The organism is Magnetococcales bacterium, from assembly GCA_015232395.1.
Classification (GTDB): Bacteria; Pseudomonadota; Magnetococcia; order Magnetococcales; family JADFZT01; genus JADFZT01.
On sequence record JADFZT010000080.1, the window covers coordinates 1 to 18,772 of the forward strand.

Annotated in this window: 19 protein-coding genes and 1 tRNA gene; 12 read left to right on the forward strand and 8 right to left on the reverse strand. The window is 53.0% G+C overall.

Translation table 11 applies throughout. From position 1 onward, the window contains the following. Positions 1-64: 64 nt before the first annotated feature. Positions 65-823: a methylenetetrahydrofolate reductase gene (locus tag HQL52_16900; GenBank protein ID MBF0371130.1), complete on the forward strand. Its 759-nt coding sequence runs from the start codon at positions 65-67 to the stop codon at positions 821-823. A gap of 150 nt (positions 824-973) precedes the next feature. Here HQL52_16900 and HQL52_16905 read toward each other — a convergent pair whose 3' ends face one another. Both HQL52_16905 and HQL52_16910 read right to left on the reverse strand, forming a co-directional pair. Continuing rightward, positions 974-1,471, reverse strand: coding sequence for a C_GCAxxG_C_C family protein (locus HQL52_16905; protein ID MBF0371131.1), 498 nt, complete (start codon positions 1,469-1,471; stop codon positions 974-976). Continuing rightward, entirely contained in the window at positions 1,468-1,764 is a 297-nt protein-coding gene (locus tag HQL52_16910) for a DUF2249 domain-containing protein (GenBank protein MBF0371132.1), read from the reverse strand. The genes HQL52_16905 and HQL52_16910 overlap by 4 nt, the downstream gene beginning before the upstream one ends. Positions 1,765-1,896: 132 nt before the next feature. Between HQL52_16910 and HQL52_16915 the strand changes: the two genes are divergently transcribed. The 3 genes from HQL52_16915 (at position 1,897) to HQL52_16925 (ending at position 4,990) form a co-directional block, all read left to right on the forward strand. After that, a complete protein-coding gene (locus HQL52_16915) occupies positions 1,897-2,565 on the forward strand; it encodes a bifunctional precorrin-2 dehydrogenase/sirohydrochlorin ferrochelatase (protein MBF0371133.1) in 669 nt (222 codons plus the stop codon). 142 nt (positions 2,566-2,707) lie between these two features. Continuing rightward, positions 2,708-3,685: a malate dehydrogenase gene (locus HQL52_16920; protein ID MBF0371134.1), complete on the forward strand. Its 978-nt coding sequence runs from the start codon at positions 2,708-2,710 to the stop codon at positions 3,683-3,685. 144 nt (positions 3,686-3,829) lie between these two features. After that, positions 3,830-4,990: a cofactor-independent phosphoglycerate mutase gene (locus tag HQL52_16925; GenBank protein MBF0371135.1), complete on the forward strand. Its 1,161-nt coding sequence runs from the start codon at positions 3,830-3,832 to the stop codon at positions 4,988-4,990. A 309-nt stretch (positions 4,991-5,299) separates the two neighbouring features. Here HQL52_16925 and rpmB read toward each other — a convergent pair whose 3' ends face one another. Beyond that, complete coding sequence (gene rpmB, locus HQL52_16930) at positions 5,300-5,587, reverse strand: 50S ribosomal protein L28 (protein ID MBF0371136.1); 288 nt, start codon at positions 5,585-5,587, stop codon at positions 5,300-5,302. A gap of 164 nt (positions 5,588-5,751) precedes the next feature. Between rpmB and HQL52_16935 the strand changes: the two genes are divergently transcribed. The 5 genes from HQL52_16935 (at position 5,752) to HQL52_16955 (ending at position 9,897) form a co-directional block, all read left to right on the forward strand. After that, positions 5,752-5,967, forward strand: a complete 216-nt coding sequence (locus tag HQL52_16935; protein MBF0371137.1) for a DUF1858 domain-containing protein — start codon at positions 5,752-5,754, stop codon at positions 5,965-5,967. A gap of 171 nt (positions 5,968-6,138) precedes the next feature. Continuing rightward, positions 6,139-7,926 (forward strand): tetratricopeptide repeat protein, encoded by a 1,788-nt coding sequence (locus HQL52_16940; protein MBF0371138.1) that lies wholly within the window; start codon positions 6,139-6,141, stop codon positions 7,924-7,926. Beyond that, positions 7,910-8,743 (forward strand): hypothetical protein, encoded by an 834-nt coding sequence (locus HQL52_16945; protein MBF0371139.1) that lies wholly within the window; start codon positions 7,910-7,912, stop codon positions 8,741-8,743. Before HQL52_16940 ends, HQL52_16945 begins: the two co-directional genes overlap by 17 nt. Then, positions 8,740-9,627: a 4-(cytidine 5'-diphospho)-2-C-methyl-D-erythritol kinase gene (locus HQL52_16950; protein MBF0371140.1), complete on the forward strand. Its 888-nt coding sequence runs from the start codon at positions 8,740-8,742 to the stop codon at positions 9,625-9,627. Before HQL52_16945 ends, HQL52_16950 begins: the two co-directional genes overlap by 4 nt. A gap of 195 nt (positions 9,628-9,822) precedes the next feature. Beyond that, positions 9,823-9,897 (forward strand) — tRNA-Gln (locus HQL52_16955). A 156-nt stretch (positions 9,898-10,053) separates the two neighbouring features. Here the strand turns inward: HQL52_16955 and HQL52_16960 are convergent. Next, entirely contained in the window at positions 10,054-10,509 is a 456-nt protein-coding gene (locus tag HQL52_16960) for a hypothetical protein (protein MBF0371141.1), read from the reverse strand. Between the two features lie 723 nt (positions 10,510-11,232). Here HQL52_16960 and HQL52_16965 point away from each other — a divergent pair. Continuing rightward, positions 11,233-11,685, forward strand: coding sequence for a cyclic nucleotide-binding domain-containing protein (locus tag HQL52_16965; protein ID MBF0371142.1), 453 nt, complete (start codon positions 11,233-11,235; stop codon positions 11,683-11,685). A 79-nt stretch (positions 11,686-11,764) separates the two neighbouring features. On the opposite strand, the gene HQL52_16970 is transcribed toward HQL52_16965, so the two are convergent. Then, entirely contained in the window at positions 11,765-12,016 is a 252-nt protein-coding gene (locus tag HQL52_16970) for a hypothetical protein (protein ID MBF0371143.1), read from the reverse strand. A gap of 57 nt (positions 12,017-12,073) precedes the next feature. Then, entirely contained in the window at positions 12,074-12,730 is a 657-nt protein-coding gene (locus tag HQL52_16975) for a glycosyltransferase family 4 protein (GenBank protein ID MBF0371144.1), read from the reverse strand. Between the two features lie 192 nt (positions 12,731-12,922). Between HQL52_16975 and HQL52_16980 the strand changes: the two genes are divergently transcribed. Beyond that, complete coding sequence (locus HQL52_16980) at positions 12,923-13,219, forward strand: hypothetical protein (GenBank protein ID MBF0371145.1); 297 nt, start codon at positions 12,923-12,925, stop codon at positions 13,217-13,219. Between the two features lie 96 nt (positions 13,220-13,315). On the opposite strand, the gene HQL52_16985 is transcribed toward HQL52_16980, so the two are convergent. Then, positions 13,316-14,383 (reverse strand): polysaccharide pyruvyl transferase family protein, encoded by a 1,068-nt coding sequence (locus tag HQL52_16985; GenBank protein MBF0371146.1) that lies wholly within the window; start codon positions 14,381-14,383, stop codon positions 13,316-13,318. A gap of 24 nt (positions 14,384-14,407) precedes the next feature. Next, entirely contained in the window at positions 14,408-17,791 is a 3,384-nt protein-coding gene (locus HQL52_16990) for a VCBS repeat-containing protein (protein MBF0371147.1), read from the reverse strand. Positions 17,792-18,257: 466 nt separating this feature from the next. Between HQL52_16990 and HQL52_16995 the strand changes: the two genes are divergently transcribed. After that, a partial coding sequence (locus HQL52_16995) for a NapC/NirT family cytochrome c (protein MBF0371148.1) occupies positions 18,258-18,772 on the forward strand: 515 nt, incomplete at its 3' end.

The window sequence follows — 18,772 nt, forward strand, 5'->3', positions numbered from 1 at the left end:
AAGATAGCCTATAGCTTCCCGTGGCCTTTTTGTTTGCTTCAATTCAAAAAAACATTGGAAATTTATGCAGACCAAGGATCCTGAACCTTCTACCAGAATCTCCATGGAGCTGGTCCCCCGGGACGAAGAGAGCCTCCAGGAGGAGCTTGATCTCGTCAAAAACACCTTTCCCAAGGTGGATACCCTCAACATTCCCGATCTGCCCCGCTTCAAGGTGCGCAGCTGGCGGGGGTGTGAACTGGCTCGGGGGCAATTTGGCAGCACGATTCCCCACATCCGGGCAGTCGATTGCGATCCGGATAAGCCCCTTGCCATGGCGGAAACCCTCGTTGCCAACCATATCAATGAGGTGCTGGTGGTCACTGGGGATGTGGAGCCGGGATCAATTCCCCGATCAAATGCCCTGGAGATCATTCGCAAGTTTAAGCGGGAGTTGCCTGGCGTGAAGGTCTATGGGGCACTCGATCCCTATCGATCCGGGTTTAAGGAAGAGCTGGACTATCTCAAACGCAAACGGGAGATGGGGGCTGATGGGTTTTTCACCCAGCCTTTTTTTGATATCCGGCTGCTGGAAATCTATCAGGAAGCTTTGGAAGGGAGTGACGTGTTTTGGGGAGTCTCCCCGGTCACCACCGAAAATTCCCAAAAATATTGGGAATCCCGAAACAAGGTGGTCTTTCCCAAATCATTCGTTCCCAACCTGGAGTGGAATCGAAAATTTGCAGCTCAAGCCCTGCAATTCGTTCGGGAGCGGGGGGCGCATATCTATTTTATGCCGATCAGAGTCAATATCGAACGCTACTTGGGGGGAATTCTGGAGTGAGGCAGACCATCGGGTAGGGGAGATCGGTTGCCGAATGGGGGCAGCGCTGTGTTCGCTGGTTCCATCCAGGAGGGATAGCGCTTGTGAACGCTGGCAAGTAGGGACGGTGTGCTGGGTGAAGGGGTGCTTGGGTGTGGATCGGAGGGTTTTTCAGGCGGCCGCAGCATCCCCTTCATCCTCATCCAGTTCCAACTCGTGGAAACCCACCTGGAGGATGGTCTTGGCCAGGAGTTCACTCATCACCTGGGTGTGGCGTTTACAATGCACCTTGGATTCCCCCTGATCCTTCCAACGCAGCAGCAGCTCCTGACAGGAGTCGGTCTCCATCGCCGCCATAAATCGCTGATGATAGATTTGGGAGAGGGTGTAAGCCTCCTCTTTGGCATCCTCATCACCCGGCTGATCCCTTCCGGCAATCATGCCGATGGCCATGAAACCCGCCGTCATCACCCCACAGGTGGATTTCAACTCTGAAAACCCCCCATTGAAAGGGGTGGCCAGCCGGGTGATGGCTACCGGGTCATAGCGGTGGGGAACAAACACCTCGGCAAAGGCCCGCATCATCGCCTCGGCACAGGAAAATTGGTCGTCCTGATAATATCTCCGGGCCAACTCACCCACTTTGGAGATGACTTCCTCTTCGGTCATGGCGTATGTTCCTTGACGGTATCGGAAGCCGGGCCGGTCTCACTCTTTCTCCCATCCCCTGCAGGACGGCGGATGGTGAGAATGACACGGTTTTCAGGCTTCTCTTCGGTATCCACCAAAAGTCCCCGTTCAGCCAGGCGCGGATAGAGCAGATAGGGAATCCGATTGTGAAGCACGGTCAGGGTTCCTCCGGGAGCCAGACGGGTGGTCTCCTCCAGGATTCGCTTGAGGGGTTCCGGATGGGGTAGGGCACGCACATCCAGATCCGGGGTGTTCGTTGTCTGATTATCCATGGACCATCTCAGTGGCGGTTTGGTTCCGAATGCCTGGGGCATCGGCTGCCGCTTTTTAACAGTTTAGCTGCAGCTGCGTAACAGTTTCGCAAAAATGTCTCCCATTCACAATTCCTCCTGTGAGATATCCCCTTGACTACATCAGAGAATAAAAACCAACCCGTTGAACTTTTTCCGATTTTTTTGAATCTGACTGATAAATCCTGTCTCGTGGTCGGAGGGGGTGAGGCCGCACGCCCCAAGGTGCTGGCACTCCTTGAAACCGGAGCCAAATTGACGGTGGTTTCTCCCAAGCTGGATCCGGTGTTGGCACAAAAAGCAGCGGAGGGACAATTTTTTTGGATCCCCGAACTATTCCAGCTCCACCATCTCGACGACATGTGGTTTGTGGTCAGCACCCTAGAGGAGGTAGCTGTCAATACCCGGATTCATCAAGAAGCAGAGCGACGGGGGCTTTTCCTGAATGTGGTGGATCAGCCCCAATTTTGTTCCGCCCTCTGGCCCGCCCGCTTGACCCGCCAGCCGGTCACCCTGGCCTTTTCCACCGGCGGCAGCTCTCCGGCCCTGGCAGGCTACCTGCGGCGCAAATTGGAAAAACTGCTGCCGGAAAATTTTGGGGAACTTGCCCTCTGGCTGGGGCGCTGGCGGGAAAAAATCAACCCGGAATTACCCGATTTGGCCGCTCGGGGACGGTTTTGGCGCACCCTTTTGGATCAAGGCCTGGGAGAGCGTTTTCTGGAAGGAGATCAACCCGGTGCTGAAGGTATGATCCGGAAATCCTTGGAAAAAGAGCGATCCTGATCTCCTTGATGACATCAGAAAAATTTCGGTCTCATCCAATCTATTGATGGTTGAGTGATCGGCAATGGTTGCAGAGTAGGGGTGAGGTGGTCCATTTTATAAGCCATTCATTTTCCTTCATCCAAAGGGAGGGTTGAGTAAAATGGCAGAACCGATTCGTGTAGCAGTATCCGGGGCCGCAGGCCAAATCGCCTATAGCATGCTTTTTCGTCTGGCTTCCGGTGAGATCTTTGGTAAAGACCGCCAAGTACATCTGAAGCTGTTGGAAATACCCCCGGCCATGAACGCCCTCCAGGGGGTGATGATGGAAATCGACGATTGCGCTTTTCCGACCCTTGCGGGAATGGAAGGCACCGATAAGCCGGAAGAGGCCTTTGACGGCGTCAACTGGGCGCTGCTGGTTGGCTCCCGGCCTCGGGGTAAAGGAATGGAGCGGGCCGACCTGATCAAGGTGAACGGTCCGATCTTTGTAGGCCAGGGGCAGGCCTTGAACCGAGCCGCATCAGATGTGCGCATTTTGGTAGTAGGCAATCCCTGTAACACCAACTGCCTCATCGCCATGAACAACAGCGATGTAGGTCGGGATCGCTTCGCCGCCATGATGCATCTGGACTACAACCGCTCCAAAAGCCTGCTCGCAACCAAAGCAGGGGTGCCGGTTTCAGAGGTCTCCAACATGGTGGTGTGGGGCAACCACTCCAACAATCAATACCCCGACTTTGAAAATGCCCGCATCGGTGGTAAGCCCGTCACTGAAGTGATTAAAGATGAGGCTTGGTTGAAGGAAGAGTTTATCAAAACAGTTCAAAATCGTGGGGCTGCCATCATTCAGGCCCGGGGTTCTTCCAGTGCCGCATCTGCTGCCAATGCCGCTTTGGATCACGTCGTCACCATGCAAAAAGCCACGCCTGGTGGGGATTGGTTTGCCGAGGCGATTCACTCTGAAGGACAGTATGGTGTCGATCCAGGTTTGATCTTTGGCTTCCCCCTGACGAGCGCTGGTGACGGCACCTGCCAGGTGGTGGATGGACTCACCATGTCCGATTGGGCCAAAACCAAATTTAACGCCGTTCTGGATGAGCTTCGTTCTGAACGGGATGTGGTTAAGGATCTGCTGTAACGTTTATGTTTTAGCAACTGAATAATGATGCGGGGTCAATTGTATCACGCGGTGGAGCCAGTTGAACGGACCACCGGGTGAGGCCAGGGAAGGAGAATCGGTTTGAACGCTAACGCCAAATTCGTCGTTTTTCTGGGGGATGGCATGAGCGATCAGCCCATCCGGGAACTGGATGGCAAAACCCCGCTGATGGCTGCCCACACCCCCAACCTGGACCGCATGGTTCGGGATGGGGTGGGTGGGTGGAGCCGGAATACCCCTCCTGGTTTTCATCCAGGCAGTGATGTGGCCAATCTCGGTGTTTTGGGTTATGACGTCACCCAGGGCTATACCGGGCGCAGCCCTCTGGAAGCCGCCGCCATGGGGGTGACACTCTCTCCTACGGATGTGGCTTTTCGTTGTAATCTGGTTACATTGTCGGACGATTACCGGATCATGGGGGATTTTTCCGCTGGCCACATCTCTACCCCGGAGGCCTCGGAAATCATCAAAACGCTGGACCAGGAATTGGGTTCGGAACTGTTTCGCTTCCATCCTGGCGTGAGTTATCGCCATCTGTTGGTCTGGAATGGGGGCGGGCAGGAGCTGAGATGTGCTCCACCCCACGACATTTCCGACCGCCCCATCGAAGGTCACCTGCCCACCGGACCCGATTCAGATCCCATTCGGGAGCTGATGATCCGATCCCGGGATATTTTGGCAGATCATCCGGTCAACCGAAAACGGGAAGCCGAAGGACAACTCCCCGCCAACTCAATCTGGCTCTGGGGCCACGGCAAAAAACCGGGATTGACCCCCTTCACGGAGCGATTCGGCAAACAGGGCGGGATGATTTCAGCCGTGGATCTGATGCGGGGTATCGCTGTCCATATTGGTTTCGAAAACATTCACGTGCCGGGTGCCACCGGCTGGATTGATACCGACTATGGTGGCAAGGCTCAAGCCTGTATCGACGGACTCAATCGCAATGACCTGATTTTTATCCATGTGGAATCCCCCGACGAAGCGGGTCATGCCGGGCGCTTGGATTATAAACTACAGGCCATTGAGGATTTTGACGCCAAGGTGGTGGGGCCGGTTTTGGCACACTTGGTGGAAAGAGGTCCGTTTCGGGCCATCTCCTTGCCCGATCATCCCACCCCCATCGCCACCAAAACCCACAATCCGGACCCGGTTCCCTTTGCACTCTATGGAACGGGAATCTCTCCGGATAGCAATCAAACCTATGATGAGGGATTGATCGAAACCGCCTCCCTTACTTTTGATCCGGGTAGCCGAATGATGGCTTATCTGTTGGATTTGTGAGTGGCGATTGATCAGCGGGTAGAGATGTTACAGATGATTATTGAAAGGTAGCGGTTACAGGCGTTGGTTTGAGTCATCGGCTTGCTGGCAGTGAAGGGTTCGGTAGTCTGGAGCGTAGTCGTGATCAATGGCGGCAGATGGTGGTAGCTTTAAAATTGATGGTTTGTGGTTGATCGCCAGGCAGGGGGATTTTACGGCAGGACCGAACAAGGATTTACTTGGGAAAATCGTGGGGTTGGGATGGCCAAGATGGACATCCCAACCCAATCAGGATCAGCGCTGGAGATAGACTTGCGCTGGGGTAGAAAATCAAGCGGCTTCCTGTCTGGAGCGGATCTGCTCTTGCAGGCGACGCATGGTTCCGGTGAGGTCACCCTCAGGAGTCTGGAGGAGATAGCTGTCCAGGCCTCCGGCTTTATCCACGGAACGCATGATGCATGTGGGAATGGTGAGTCGAATGGATCTAGCCAGCGCCATGCTGTAGAGAGATTTTTTTTGGATATTGGATTCCCATTTCCGTTTGGTCTTACGGTGGGAATGGGATACCTTGTTACCGGATTGAGGGGGCTTGACCCCCAGGGTAAGTTTCCTGGCCACGGTTTTTTTCCTTGCGCGTATTGGTTCTGTCAGCCTGCTTAGATGCAACTGTGGGAAATTAACAAAATTCCAGTATGGCCGCAAGGTATGGGTCCGTGTTATTTTGCACTTGGTGAGTAAAATTCGATTCACGTCGTCCTGCTGCCTGGATTTGTGTATCTGTCATGGAGATTGATCTCAAAAAAAATATGGCCGAGCTTCTCCAGGAATTTCCCCAACTGGGTCGGATTCTGTCGGAGCGAGGCATTGACTGTGCAGCCTGTATAGCCGCCCAGGTGGATACGCTTTCTGATGTGGCGCGTATGTATAAGTTGGATATGGCGTGGTTGTTGGAGCAACTTGAAAAATCCATGCCGCCTGCTGCTGACGGCTCCGGTTGAGTTTTATTCGCTTTTTTTCGATTTATTCTAAATCATTGGCCTCTCTTTTGCGTAGCCGACGATGCATGGAGTACCTGCTGATGCCAGCAAGGCCGAAAGGCGGACGCTGGCGCTCTCCATGGGCATCAGGATGCTGTCAAAGGGAAGTCATGTGGTTGTAGGTGAGGTGTAATGAAAGGGTTTCATTCCGGTTTATCGAAAGGTTCCAGGGTCGCCACATTGGGAGCGGCCTTGCTGCTTGGTGGTTGTGTGGCCAACTCTTCGGGGCAGGCGCCTCTGGGGGAAGAGATCCCTGCCGAGGGGGCCACTCCCAGTGCGGCTGCCAGCGGTCAGGAGTCAGCTCTCAAACAGTGGGCCGAATCCGCCAACAAGCAGGAAAAGGTCTTTAACAACTATCTCCTGGGACAGATTCTTTTGGGAGAGCGCCGTTGGTTGGAGGCGGAAGAAGCCTTTGTCGAGGTGGTGGAGGCTGATCCCGATAACACCGAATCCCGAATGTTCGTAGCCCACTTGGCGACCCAGCGGGGGGATCTCGACCGGGCGGTCAGTTTTACCCGGGAGCTGGTAGAGCGGGAACCGGATCACGACCAGGCGCGCTTGCTGCTGGCCAGTGTATTGACCGCTCAAAAGGAGTATGACGAGGCGGCCCGGCACTATCAGGAACTCCTCAAACTAACACCTGACAACGAGCGAGCCCGTGAGCTTTTGGCGCAGCTTTACGGGCGTATGGGGCAGCCCGAAGCCGCCAAAGAGGTGTTGACCCCTCTCTTTTCCAATCCTGATCTGGCCTGGAGTGCCTATCTCGCCCTGGGACGGGCCTATGCCAATAACCAGGATATGGAAAACGCCATCGCCGCTTTCCGCAAATCCTGGGAAATGGCTCCTGATCAGCTGGAATCGGTGTTGTCCCTGGGGGCTGCGTTGCAAAAGGTGGATCGTCTGCAGGAGGCCGAGGATGTCTATCGCTCCTATCTGACCGATCAGCCTTCGAGTGCGGCCATTCACAACCGCCTGGCCCGGCTGCTGTTGAATCAGGACAAGCGGGAAAAGGCTCTGGAGGAGTTCAAGACCATTCTCCGCCTGACCCCTGACAGCGTTCAGGCCCGTCTCACCACCGCCTTGATTCTTTTCAGTCAATCAAAACATGCCGAAGCGTTGAAAGAGTTGCGTCTGGCCGAGGCCATTGAGCCGGAAAACAGCGGTGTGCGGTATTATCTGGGGCAGGTTTTGGAAACCCTGGACCAAAACGCCGAGGCCGAAATCCAATATCTCAAGGTGGGGATGGGGGAGACCTACTATCCAGAGGCGCAGTTACGCATAGCCCTGATCGAGTCTGAAAAGGAGATGAAGCCCGAAGCCATTGATCGGCTGGTTGAGTTGCGTCGGGCTTATCCAGAGCGGATGGATCTGATCCTGGCTTTGAGTGTGTTGATGTTGCAGACCAAGGATTACCAGGGGGTGGTGGATACCTCCAATGAAGGGTTGAAACTGGAGGCGGATCAGTCACGGTTGCTGTTTAACCGGGCCATGGCGCTGGATAAACTTAAGCGTTGGCCTGAGGCTGAGGCAGATTTGCGAGCCTATATCGCCATGAACGCGGACGATGCCCATGCCTTGAATTATTTGGGTTATACCTGGGCGGAGCGTAACGAAAACCTGGAAGAGGCCTACGAACTTTTGCAGCGGGCTTCCAAACTGGCACCAGGAGACGGGTTTATCACCGACAGCCTGGGTTGGGTGCTCTACCGCCTCAATCGTCTGGATGAATCCTTAAACTTCATGCGCCAAGCGGTACGCATGGAGCCGGAGGATGCCACGATCAAGGAGCATCTGGGGGATGTGCTCCATGCCCTGGGGCTGGTCGATGAGGCCGTGGAGGTTTGGCGCAACTCTCTGGAGTTGGACAGCGACAACAGTCAATTGCAGGAAAAGATAGAGCAGTATGCCCCCAACCCCTGAGCTTTTTTCATCGTTTCGGGGGTGGATTGCGGCATCCCTTCTGACACTCTTTTTGCTGGTTTTGCCAGCTTTTCTCATCAGTTGTACCCCCCAGCCTCCGGTTGCCCCAGGATTCCAAACCGATTCGATCCCGATTCAGCTCCAGCAGAGCCGCAACCAGCGTTTGGCGCAGCTCAAACTATGGGAGGTGGTGGGGGTCATTGATTTGGAAACCCCGGAAGCGATTGGACGTCATCGGTTTGAGCTGCTTGGTGACGGTATCAAGCGGGCGAGGCTGCGGGTGTTTGGGCCGTTTCGTCAGGTGGTGCATGAGTTGTATTTGGCCCCGGAGCGGATTGTCTTGATGGATGGCGTGAATAAGCGCCTGGTGGAGACCCCGGCTGATGGTAATGGGCTCTCCTATCTGGTAGGGATTGGTCTGGGGCCGGAAGAGTTGTTGCGAATGATCCTTGGCTGGGGGGATCTTACTGGCTTGGTGCATCAGGGTGGGGGGTATCTGGAAGCACCCGAGGGGGAGGGGGATCGATTGCGTCTGGATCCTGTGACCGGGCAGTTGACGGGGTGGTGGAAAGAGGCTGGGAGCAGCCCATTTTATGCGGGTTTTTCCTGGAACGATGAAGTCGCTATCGGAGTGGATGAAAAAGTGCAGGAGAGCATGCCTGCCCGGATTCGGGTGAGCTGGGATTTTGAATCGACCCTGATGTTGATTTTGAAAACCTGGCGGTTTCCGAAAATGGGTGAGGGGAGTGGTTTGGCCGTACCAGAGTTGCCGTCAGGTTTTGTTTGGGAGCGGCCTTTTGGGGAGGAATCGCGGTGAAGGCATACACCTTTCGGGCTCCGGCCAAGGTCAATTTGGCACTGCGGGTCGTGGGGCGTGCTGATAATGGCTATCACTTGTTAAAAACGGTGATGACCTTTTTCCCCTGGTTTGACGAACTCACCATCGAACCCACTTCTGCTCCAGAGATTGAGCTGACTTGCCATCCGGTGAATCCTGCTCCCAAGGAGCAAAATTTGGTCTATCGGGCCGCTATTGATCTACAGCAAGCCGGTGGTTATGGGGGGGGTGCCCGAATGCATCTCCTGAAGCGCATTCCAGCGGGAGCGGGGTTGGGTGGGGGCTCTTCAGATGCAGCGACGGCGTTGTTGGGTTTAAATCGGCTTTGGGGGTTGGACCTCCCTTTGGAAAAACTTTTGCAGATTGGGGTTTCCTTGGGAGCAGATGTCCCGATATTTTTGGGTGGGGTTGCAGCGCTCGCAGAGGGTATTGGTGAAAAACTATCGCCATTGCCTGAACTTACATCAGCAGATCTGGTGGTGATTCATCCTGGTGTGCATCTTTCTACCCAGGCTGTTTTTCAATCCCATTCTGGACAATTGACAAACCCTTCTCTCCCTCTTAACATGCCCAAACTTGAAGATGGCTGGGAGGGGCTGGGTGGGCTGCTGAATAATGATCTGGAACCCGCCGCCAAAAAGCTCGCTCCGGTAATTGACGAGGCCATTGGGAGCTTGATTGATGCAGGAGCACGGTTTACCCTGATGTCCGGCAGTGGCTCCTCGGTGTTTGGGGTTTTCCCCGACCCTCAGGCGGCACGACAAGCTGCTGGTCAGTTGGGATCAAGTCATCCAGGATGGCAGGTGGTGGCAGGACGCACACTTAACAGCCATCCTTTTGAATCAGAGTGGATGGCTATCTGAACAGGCTGCTGCCAGTTGGGTGGCTCTCAAGTGGGCTGTTGTTGGAAGCCGGTAGCCTGTATGTTATTGGGTGGCTGGTTAGTTGAATTAGGCCTGTTGCTTGCATGATGAATAGGGCAATAGGGCAGGTGGCGTTGATGTCAGGAGGGATGTTATTCTGCGGGAGCTGATTTTTTTTATATAACACAGCAGCATTGGGCCGTCGCCAAGCGGTAAGGCACTGGATTTTGATTCCAGCATGCACAGGTTCGAATCCTGTCGGCCCAGCCAAAATAATGATGGGCTACACTTTTTTTAAGGTGTAGCCCATTTTTTTTTCTGATGGATCGGCTGGGGGGGATCTTGTCAAATCAAGCGACTCCCCGTCTATAGCCATTCCATCTGAAAATTGGACACTTAGTGGTTTCCCAACGATTCTATATTTCGTCATCCCCGCTTTCTCAGGGATGATGAGTCAGGGAAGAGCGTCCAATTTTGAGATGGAACGGCTATGGTTTGACCGGCCCCCCCTGGGAGGATCGCCATCTTCAGGGGGGGCATTTTACCAGCAGAGTCGATCCTTAAACCATCATTTGGTTTTGGAGGCCTTTTCCGCCTTCTATTTGTTTTTTTGGCTCTTTTTGTCCGCTTTCTTTTTGTTTTTCTTAGCTTCTTTTTGGGCTTTTTTGTCGGCTTTGTCAGCTTCCTTATCCGCTTTTTTGTCGGCTTTGTCAGCTTCCTTATCCGCTTTTTTGTCGGCTTTGTCAGCTTCCTTATCCGCTTTTTTGTCGGCTTTGTCAGCTTCTTTGTCCGCTTTTTCCTCGGCTTTTTCTCTGGCTTTTTTTGCCTTTTTCTCATGGGCTTTTTCGCTGTTGCCTCTTTTCTTGCGGCAATAGGAATCAACCTGGGTGCCTTTTTTGGTAGTGTAGCCAGATACCCAGGTGCAAGTGGATTGGGATGAGCAACTGGATTGGGCCAAGCCGTTGCAACTGTTTTTGGCTTGAGAGGTGGAGGGCGTTATGGTCAGGGTGATCAGCACCATCAGTACGGTTGCGGTGAATCTGCTGAGTATGGACATCTTTTCTGTACTCCCTGGAAAAGGGTCAAAAGGTGGGTGTGTTGCCTGACGGGAGAGCGGTTGAGTTGGGCAGTGGCACGCCCCCATCACTCAACACATCTCCCGGGATGGCTCAGGCCGTTTCCCGAAAAAACCCATTCTACCTAAAACCAACGCCGTGAACCACAATTGAGGTCAGGCTTGATGAAAAGAGGGCGCTTGTCCAATGGTTTCATTCTATTGTTTGCTACTGCCTTGGTGGTTGGCTTCAAGGCAGCACCTTGAAAGTTTTTAATATCCGGTGTGGGGATGTAGAATATGATAAGGTTTGAGTGAATTCCAAGCAAAACATCGTTATATCAAGAGTATGCAGGACTTTTCTCGATTGGTTTATCTGGACTGTTTTTGCTTGGAAATGATGCGATGGGTTTTACAAGTTTCCGGTGTTTGTCAAAATGGATTGACAAATCCTGACGAATGTCACCATTCTTATCAGGAGCTATTTGCCGATCACCAAAATTTGCAGTCAATCAATATATAGATACCATTCTTGGCTAAAGGGTGCCGGTATGGATGAATTAGTCAGCGATTTGGAAACCGAATCGGTGGTGGATTTGTTGGCTGGTATGGAAGGGCTGGACACCCTCAGCCGTTCTGATATCCAACACCATATCATTCCCCTCATCCATATCTCCCGTTTCAACCCCGGTCAGCGCATCATTGGCATCAGAACCCTCAACCATGCCATGTATATCCTCTACCGAGGCCGCATGCGGGTGGAAGTGAGCTTTGGGGGGAGTAAAAAAAATATCTATCTGGAGCCTGGAGCGATATTTGGTGAGATGGCGGTGGTAAAACCCCAGCGTCCCACCCGGGCCAACGTCTATGCCGACGACTATTCCACCCTGCTCTCCATCGATATCGAAAGCTTCCAATCGGTCATGAGGCAAAATGTCTCCATCATCCGCGCTTTCGCCATCCTGATCGGTAAACGGGTCGTGAGACTCACCACCCAAAACTAAAACCGGTATCGGCATGGGATCGTCACCTGTTGTAACAGCCTCCAAACCCGCAACCGATACCGGTTGGGTCGGGGCGAGGTTATTTTTTCAGACGGTCTTTGACGGCAGAAGAGATCCCGGGTGGGAAGGCGTGATCTCTCTGGATGAGATCCCACTTATCCTTAAACCACTGGACATTTTTATCAAGCCCCTCTTTAAAGACAACCTTGGGTTGATAGCCGAGGAGTCGATTCGCCTTGGCAGTGGAGCCCTGCCTTCTATCCTGGCTGTCCCATTTTCTCCGGGAGGCGGTGACAATTTTGGACTTATTGCCGGTATGGTTGCAGACCATCTGGGCCAAATCCTTAGATTTTGGTCTCCTTGCCGAAAGAGATGTTTAGAGAATTTTTCAGGCCTGACAGAGAGCCAATAATTTATTGCCAACCTCTTTGGCAGAATAGTGGGACACTACCCAGCGTTTACCACCCTCTCCAGCGTGTCGTCGTTTTTCGGGATTTTCCAAAAAGGGGAGGATAGCGGCAGCAATCTGTTGGGGATGAGGTTGGTCCACCAGAGTGCCTGCCTGGCCATGGGGGACGACATCGCAAATCGGCCCGTTGCCCAGGGCGATGACCGGAAGGCCGAAGCTCATGGCTTCCATGAAAACCATGCCAAATGAATCGAGTTGAGAGGGCAGACAGAATAGATCTGCATCACTTAAAAATTGTTTTTTTTTCGCCCCCCTTAACCATCCGACAAAATGGACCCGATCAGCTATTCCCAGGGAGTGGACCCGTTTTTTAAGGGTTGGCAGAAGGTCACCATCACCAGCAACAGTCATCTGGCAGGAAGGGGGTAGGAAAGCCATCGCTTCAACAGCCAGATCGACCCCCTTGCCCTCAACCACTCGGGCCATGGTCAGAATGTTGATCCGACCGGAACTGTTTTTGGTCGGTATCTCTTGGCGAACAATTTTTTCAAAGTCGCAGGAGAGAGGGTTTGGAATAACAACAATCTGTTTGTTGATTCCCTTTTCCAATAGCTTTTTTTTCTGCCAGGAGGTCAAAACACAGAGGGTATCCAGCCCCGAGATGAATAGCCTGAAAAACAACCTATACCACCAGTGCTGAAAGGATTGTTCGATATTTGGGGCATGCAGATGCATAATCGTTTGGCAACCCAGAGGTTTGACCAATAACGCGAGAAGCCATTTGCGAAACAGAGAGGGCAATTCACCCGCATGGAGGTAGTGGACAACATGCTTGCCACGCCGCCGTTCTCTGAGGGTTCCCCAGATCAACGGCCCAATAGCCATAATCCAGTAACCGAATTTACCCCAGATACTGATGGAGTGGTGCGTGGGAAAAAAGAACCACTTCAGACCGACGGCATCCAGCGCAGAAAAGTAACCAGGAAGAGCATGGGCTATCCCGCCGGTACTTGTTGCTGGATCTGTGCCAGACACAAAAAACACAGTATCTTTCATGTTTTTCCTGTTTTTTTCATGTACATGACTATGGTGGATTATGCGCTATGGTTGTTGGGCTTTCAATGAATTATTTGCTGCAAACAGTGTTGATATGTTTTGTAAATATTGTCGATATGTTTTATCGGTGGTCTGAGATTTTATTTAAAAAGGAGTGTGTATCGGTCAAAGAGAGCCCAGGGCGCGTTGAATAACGGTATGGAGTTTTTGGTGAAGGGTCTGACGCCAGCTTTCTTCTCCAACGGGCCAGCTGCTGGCACGATCCAGAGCCTGGGGCAATTCATCCAGTCCGTCAGTCGTGATGGCGAGAATGGGTATTTGGCCGTCGAATTCCTGGCTTAAGGCATCCACCTTGTATTGCCAGCGAACGCCCACCACCGGTTTGCCGCAGAGCATGCCACTGATGATGCCGTGCATGCGGGTGGAAATAACCAGATCGCAGTTTTGGCAAATCACCTGCAACAGCTCTTCGGGGTCTTTGGGGGAAATGAGGGGCAGATCAAACGTTTGGGCCAGATCCTGGGCAATAGGCAAATCCAACTGTTCGGTGGTGATCAGGGTGACTGTTTTGCCCTGCTTTAACAACTCCTCAACCATTCTGACCCAATAAACCTTGTACGCGGCATCATCCAGCGTGACGACCTTTTCATTGAATCGTAATGAAGCAACTCCCAAGGGAATCAGGCCCACACGCTTAAGCCCCGGTTCCGCAGAGTGGGTGCATCTGAATGGGCTTAAAAAAGCGGCATCCCCGACTACCTGGGCCTTGGAACAGCCGAATAGTTTGGCAAGCACAGCCTGGGAATATTGATCCCGTACCCATACTTCCTGGCACAGCTTCAGGGTAATGCTGTAGATCAAATTGCCAAGCCAATGACTCCTGTTGCTGGCCCCCACGAAAAGAAGAAAACGTGGTCGTCTCAAGAGGGTTGCCAAAAATACATAAAGCAGCAGGCTGATGTTGAATTTTGAATCCCCGGAGATCAGGAGATTACCCCCGGCAATGATCAGGCGATCCGACCTCAGGAGTGCCCGGGTGATGACGAATGGACCGGTCAGGAGTTGCCATAAACGATTGCCCGAATGACGTTTATAAAAAAGAAAGGGCAGTCGGCTCACCTCCCATCCGGGTTGGCCAGCCAGTTCCCGATAAATTTCTTCGGCAATCAGTTGATCACCAATATTTTCGCAGTGGGAGTTGGTTACCAGGAGAACCCGGGAAGATTTTTGCATGAAATTTTTTCCTGAAATAGCTTGTTATGGGGTTATTTCAAATTCAAAAGTGCTTCGGTTGCTCATGAGAGAACTTTCATCACCACCAATCTCACCGCTGGCCACCAACCAACCGATTATCTCATAGCTTCCTGTCAAACCAAGAACCTCATCGTTCAACACAAAGAGATCGATCCGCTCCCCGGAAGCGATCATTTGTCCCGGGATCAATGGTGCCGCACTCTCTTCCAGGAGATAGGCTTCATCTACCAGAGTGAGATAATGGATCTCCCCGTCCGGAAAACGCAGGGTGAGGTATAAATCAAAATGTTCCCCCTCTCCACCATAAGCATAAGCGGACCCAACGATCGCGTCTCCTGTTTCAAAATCTGTCCCATCGGTCAGAATGGTCAACCCCACCGCTGGGGCACCATCCTCGATCCAGCTTTCGATGACCTCAAGTTCCCAGTCTCGTAATGGATCAGCCCAATCCTTGGGCATGGTCACCCCATACCCGCCAGCCGCATTTTGGGTGCCGTTGATCTTATGCCAGAGATAGCTCTGATCCATGTCAAAAGGAGTGATGTAGTTCATGGTTGGCACTTGGACACTCAACACATTCACCAGTTCACTCACCGGGGTATCCTCCAGCATGATGGGATTTCGGTCAAAATGGCAACCCCGGTGGGTGCAGTTGTTGATGAGGGCCGGGCGGGCGTCCGCTTCATAGTTGAAGGGATAGGTGCGGACGAAACCTTCGATGGTGTTGGCTTTGAGATCGCTGCCAAAGCTCTGAAAGATGCGCACAAAATAGGCGGTTTCGGGTGTCAGACCATCGATCAGCCAGGAATCACGCCCCGGGTCGGCTGTGGCGGTAGGTTGGTTGATATCGAACGAACCCGACTGGCTGGAAAGGTGGATATGGGTTTCAGCCGTCACATCCCCCCCATCCTCAAGATCCCAGGTGACCCGGATGGTTTGGGCATCCATGGGTTCCACCGTGAGATCCATGTTCAAGGTGCCCACCACAGCCCGGGGAGTGGGGGTGTTTTTGTCCAGGGTGGGGGAGGATGGTTTTTGGGGGGATTGGCTGGATGGAAAGGGGCTTTTTTTGAAACCATTTCCCCCCTGATTGATGAAAAGCGCGTTTGGATAGCCGATTCGGGGGATAAAAAGATCGGGATAGCCGTCGTTGTTAAAATCAGCTGCCAGGGGTTGGTTGCCTGGGGCAGTCAAATCGAGGCCTGCGCTTTGGGTGATGTCGCTGAAGGTGTTGTCGCCATTATTTTGATAGAGCACCAGATAATCGGTTGTTTCGATGTTGCTGATCAAAAGATCTTCAAAACCGTCCTGGTTGAAGTCAGCCCATGTGGCTCCCACGGTGCTTGCGGAATGATCCACCCCAGCTGTGGGACCGATGCTATCAAAGCGGTCGTTGCCGAGATTGATAAACAGGCTGTTGGTGCTGTCGGGCAGTACATCCAGCAGGTTTGAAACATAGAGATCCGGGAGGCCGTCGTTGTTGAAATCTCCCCAATCCACATCATAACCCCCGAGGTTGTCGAAAATCGTCGCCGTAGCGGTGATGTTGCTGAAGGTGCCATCGCCATTATTGCGGTAGAGCACATTGGGCAGGCTGTCGTACTGGTCGGGAAGGTTCAGGTTGGTAAAGTTGGCGACATAGAGATCCGGATAGCCGTCCTGATTGTAATCTGCCACCCCTACCTTGACCGCAGCACCAATATCTCCCACACCGGCCATGGCGGTGACATCACTGAAGGTGCCGTCGCCGTTGTTGCGATAGAGAAGATTGCCCATTCCTTCGGCATGGAGCAGGTGACCATTTTGCAGGAGATAGAGATCCGGATCTCCATCCAGGTCATAGTCGAGCCAGGCCGCATCCATATCATCCCGATAGCCCCAGATGCGCAAACCGGCGTTGAGGGTAACATCCGTGAAGGTGCCATCCCCTTCGTTGCGGTAGAGGGTATTGGTATCCCCAATCACATTGATGAGATAGAGATCCATATCCCCGTCAAGATCATAATCAGCCCAGCTGCCGTTGCCTCCCTTGCCGGAATCGTTTACCCCGGCGGCTTCAGCCACTTCGGTGAAGGTTTCATCGCCATTGTTGCGGTAGAGATAGTTGCCCCGGAGATAGTTGACTACGTAGAGATCGAGATCATCGTCGCCGTCATAATCCACGGCCTGGGCGGAGTAGGAGCGGTAGGTGGGATGTCCTGCAAGCTGGGTGTTTTCGCTAAACTGGGTCTTTTGGGATGCGATGGTGATCCAGGCTGCGAGATTTTCCAGCTCCTCTTCGCTAAAATCAAACGCCATGGCCACCATCTGGGTGACGGAATTGATGGCGTTGGCGATCACACCCGGGTCGCTGCCTGCCTGGATGTTGTTGAGATTTTCCGTCAGATCCGTGCCGTGACAGCTCCCCTGGCTGCAACCACTGTCGTTAAAGAGCACCTCTCCATCCGAGCTATTCCCTTCACCATTATCGATGTTGCCAAAAGTAGCGAGATAGGCGGCGATATCAGCAAGCTCCTGTTCGGTCAAATCAAACCCCATGGCCACCATCAGGGGGACCGAAGCCATGGCGTTTTCGATGGCTGAGATGGTGCTGCCGTTTTGGATGTTGAATTGATTGGTGCCGGGGTCAGCAGTGTGGCAGTTGCTGAGAGCACACCCTTGGCTGGTGTAGAGCGCTTCGCCGTTTGTGGGGTTTCCAACAGGTTCATCGTCGGTTGAGCCGGTGAGTTCAAAAGCCCGCACCAGCCACACCGCCATCTCAGCCCGGTTGATGGGGAGGCTGGGGCAAAAATAGTTGCTCTCACAGGATCGCACGTTATCCAGAGTGGATTCGCTGAGCCCATCAGCCGCCAGCTGCTCAATGAAGGCCGCCGCCCAATAATCGGCGTTGATATCCCCAAACACCTGACCGGTGGGAGAGGGAGGGGTATAGCTGCCGCCATGCAAACTGCGCAAAAGAAAGATCGCCATCTCTCCCCGGGTGACCTCTCGACTCGGACAAAATTGATCGACATCGCAGCCGTTGGCGATCCCCAAGCCAGCCAGCTCTTCGATAAAATGGCCCGCCCAATGATCCGTCGATACATCGTCAAACAGCGCTCCCGTTGCGGCCGACGGGGTAAAGTCGGCGCCATGGACCCCTCGCAGCAGAAAGATCGCCATCTCTGCGCGCTGCAACTCCCGGTCAGGGCAGTAGTTTTCGCTGTCGCACCCCCGGGTGATGCCGTTATCCGCCAAAACAGCGATATCATCAGCTCCCCAGCGGCCACTGACAACATCGTCAAACGACCAGGAGAGGTCTGCCTGAAATACCAGAAGCACTATCAGCAGCTGAACAAGATGTTGGCAGGTGGTCTTGATGGTGTCGATATATGAATATATTCGCATAACCGGATAAGCTCCATATTTCGAAACATTTTCAAATTCAAGTCAGCCCCGTGTTGGGTCCACATGACACGATTCAGCCTCACCTGATCTCCGGAAGCGTCCCTGTCAGTATGATATTGGATCTTAATCCATATCCCAAGTTTCAGTGGCCGTTTTTAAAAAGGGCAAGGCGTGGTGCGAATGGTGGGGGGAGGTTGGTGACGCAGGCGGGGAGAGGGTCAAATCCATTGGTTTAAGAGCTGAAAAAAATAGAATCGAATGCCGTTTTTGCTTCACATCTCTCGGCCGAAACTGTAAAATCAACCATGAATAAATATAAATTTGTTTCTTCTTTCATCTATCGGCGGAGCTGCGAAAACATTCACCAACACCACATGACAAAATAGCCTCTCCCAACAGTCCATCCACACCCCTGGTTCGGGCTGTTATCCTCCTGGAGGCTTGCCTGATTTTGGAGAGTATGGCCATGACGGATCATTCAACGGCAAGTGGCAAGAGCGGTCGCTCCACCCGGGGCTGGATTCTTTTTGTCGGTGGTTTGGGGGTAGGCCTTTTCAGCTTCCTTCTCTTTCATTTTGTGATCATGGAAGGCTACACAAACAGCCTGGAGATGTGCCTCTCCTGTCATGAGATGGAGGGGGTCTACGCCGAATATCAGGAGAGCACCCACTATAAAAACCATTCCGGCGTGCGGGTAATCTGCGCCGACTGCCACATTCCCCATGGCAAAGGGTTTATGGGGTATCTGGAAAAGCTGGAAGACAAGGTGATCGTCGGGGGGAGGCATCTCTATCACCACCTTGTGGGAACCTACCCCGATGAAGAAAGTTTTGAAAAAGCCCGTTACCAGCTGGCTCAGCTGGTATTGGAAAAAATGCGTGAGCGAGACTCCAAGGAGTGTCGTCAGTGTCACTCCTATGAATCCATGCAGCTGGCCGATCAGGATAGCTTTGCCGCCAAAAAACACCAACGCAGTATGAA

Coding starts and splice junctions, on each gene's coding strand:
- HQL52_16935 (MBF0371137.1), top strand. CDS start 5,752: ATGGAGATTGATCTCAAAAAAAATATGGCCGAGCTTCTCCAGGAATTT.
- HQL52_16910 (MBF0371132.1), bottom strand. CDS start 1,764: ATGGATAATCAGACAACGAACACCCCGGATCTGGATGTGCGTGCCCTA.
- HQL52_16980 (MBF0371145.1), top strand. CDS start 12,923: ATGCTTGCCACGCCGCCGTTCTCTGAGGGTTCCCCAGATCAACGGCCC.
- HQL52_16990 (MBF0371147.1), bottom strand. CDS start 17,791: ATGCGAATATATTCATATATCGACACCATCAAGACCACCTGCCAACAT.
- HQL52_16965 (MBF0371142.1), top strand. CDS start 11,233: ATGGATGAATTAGTCAGCGATTTGGAAACCGAATCGGTGGTGGATTTG.
- HQL52_16945 (MBF0371139.1), top strand. CDS start 7,910: ATGCCCCCAACCCCTGAGCTTTTTTCATCGTTTCGGGGGTGGATTGCG.
- HQL52_16985 (MBF0371146.1), bottom strand. CDS start 14,383: ATGCAAAAATCTTCCCGGGTTCTCCTGGTAACCAACTCCCACTGCGAA.
- HQL52_16970 (MBF0371143.1), bottom strand. CDS start 12,016: ATGGTCTGCAACCATACCGGCAATAAGTCCAAAATTGTCACCGCCTCC.
- HQL52_16925 (MBF0371135.1), top strand. CDS start 3,830: ATGAGCGATCAGCCCATCCGGGAACTGGATGGCAAAACCCCGCTGATG.
- HQL52_16940 (MBF0371138.1), top strand. CDS start 6,139: ATGAAAGGGTTTCATTCCGGTTTATCGAAAGGTTCCAGGGTCGCCACA.
- HQL52_16905 (MBF0371131.1), bottom strand. CDS start 1,471: ATGACCGAAGAGGAAGTCATCTCCAAAGTGGGTGAGTTGGCCCGGAGA.
- HQL52_16900 (MBF0371130.1), top strand. CDS start 65: ATGCAGACCAAGGATCCTGAACCTTCTACCAGAATCTCCATGGAGCTG.
- HQL52_16920 (MBF0371134.1), top strand. CDS start 2,708: ATGGCAGAACCGATTCGTGTAGCAGTATCCGGGGCCGCAGGCCAAATC.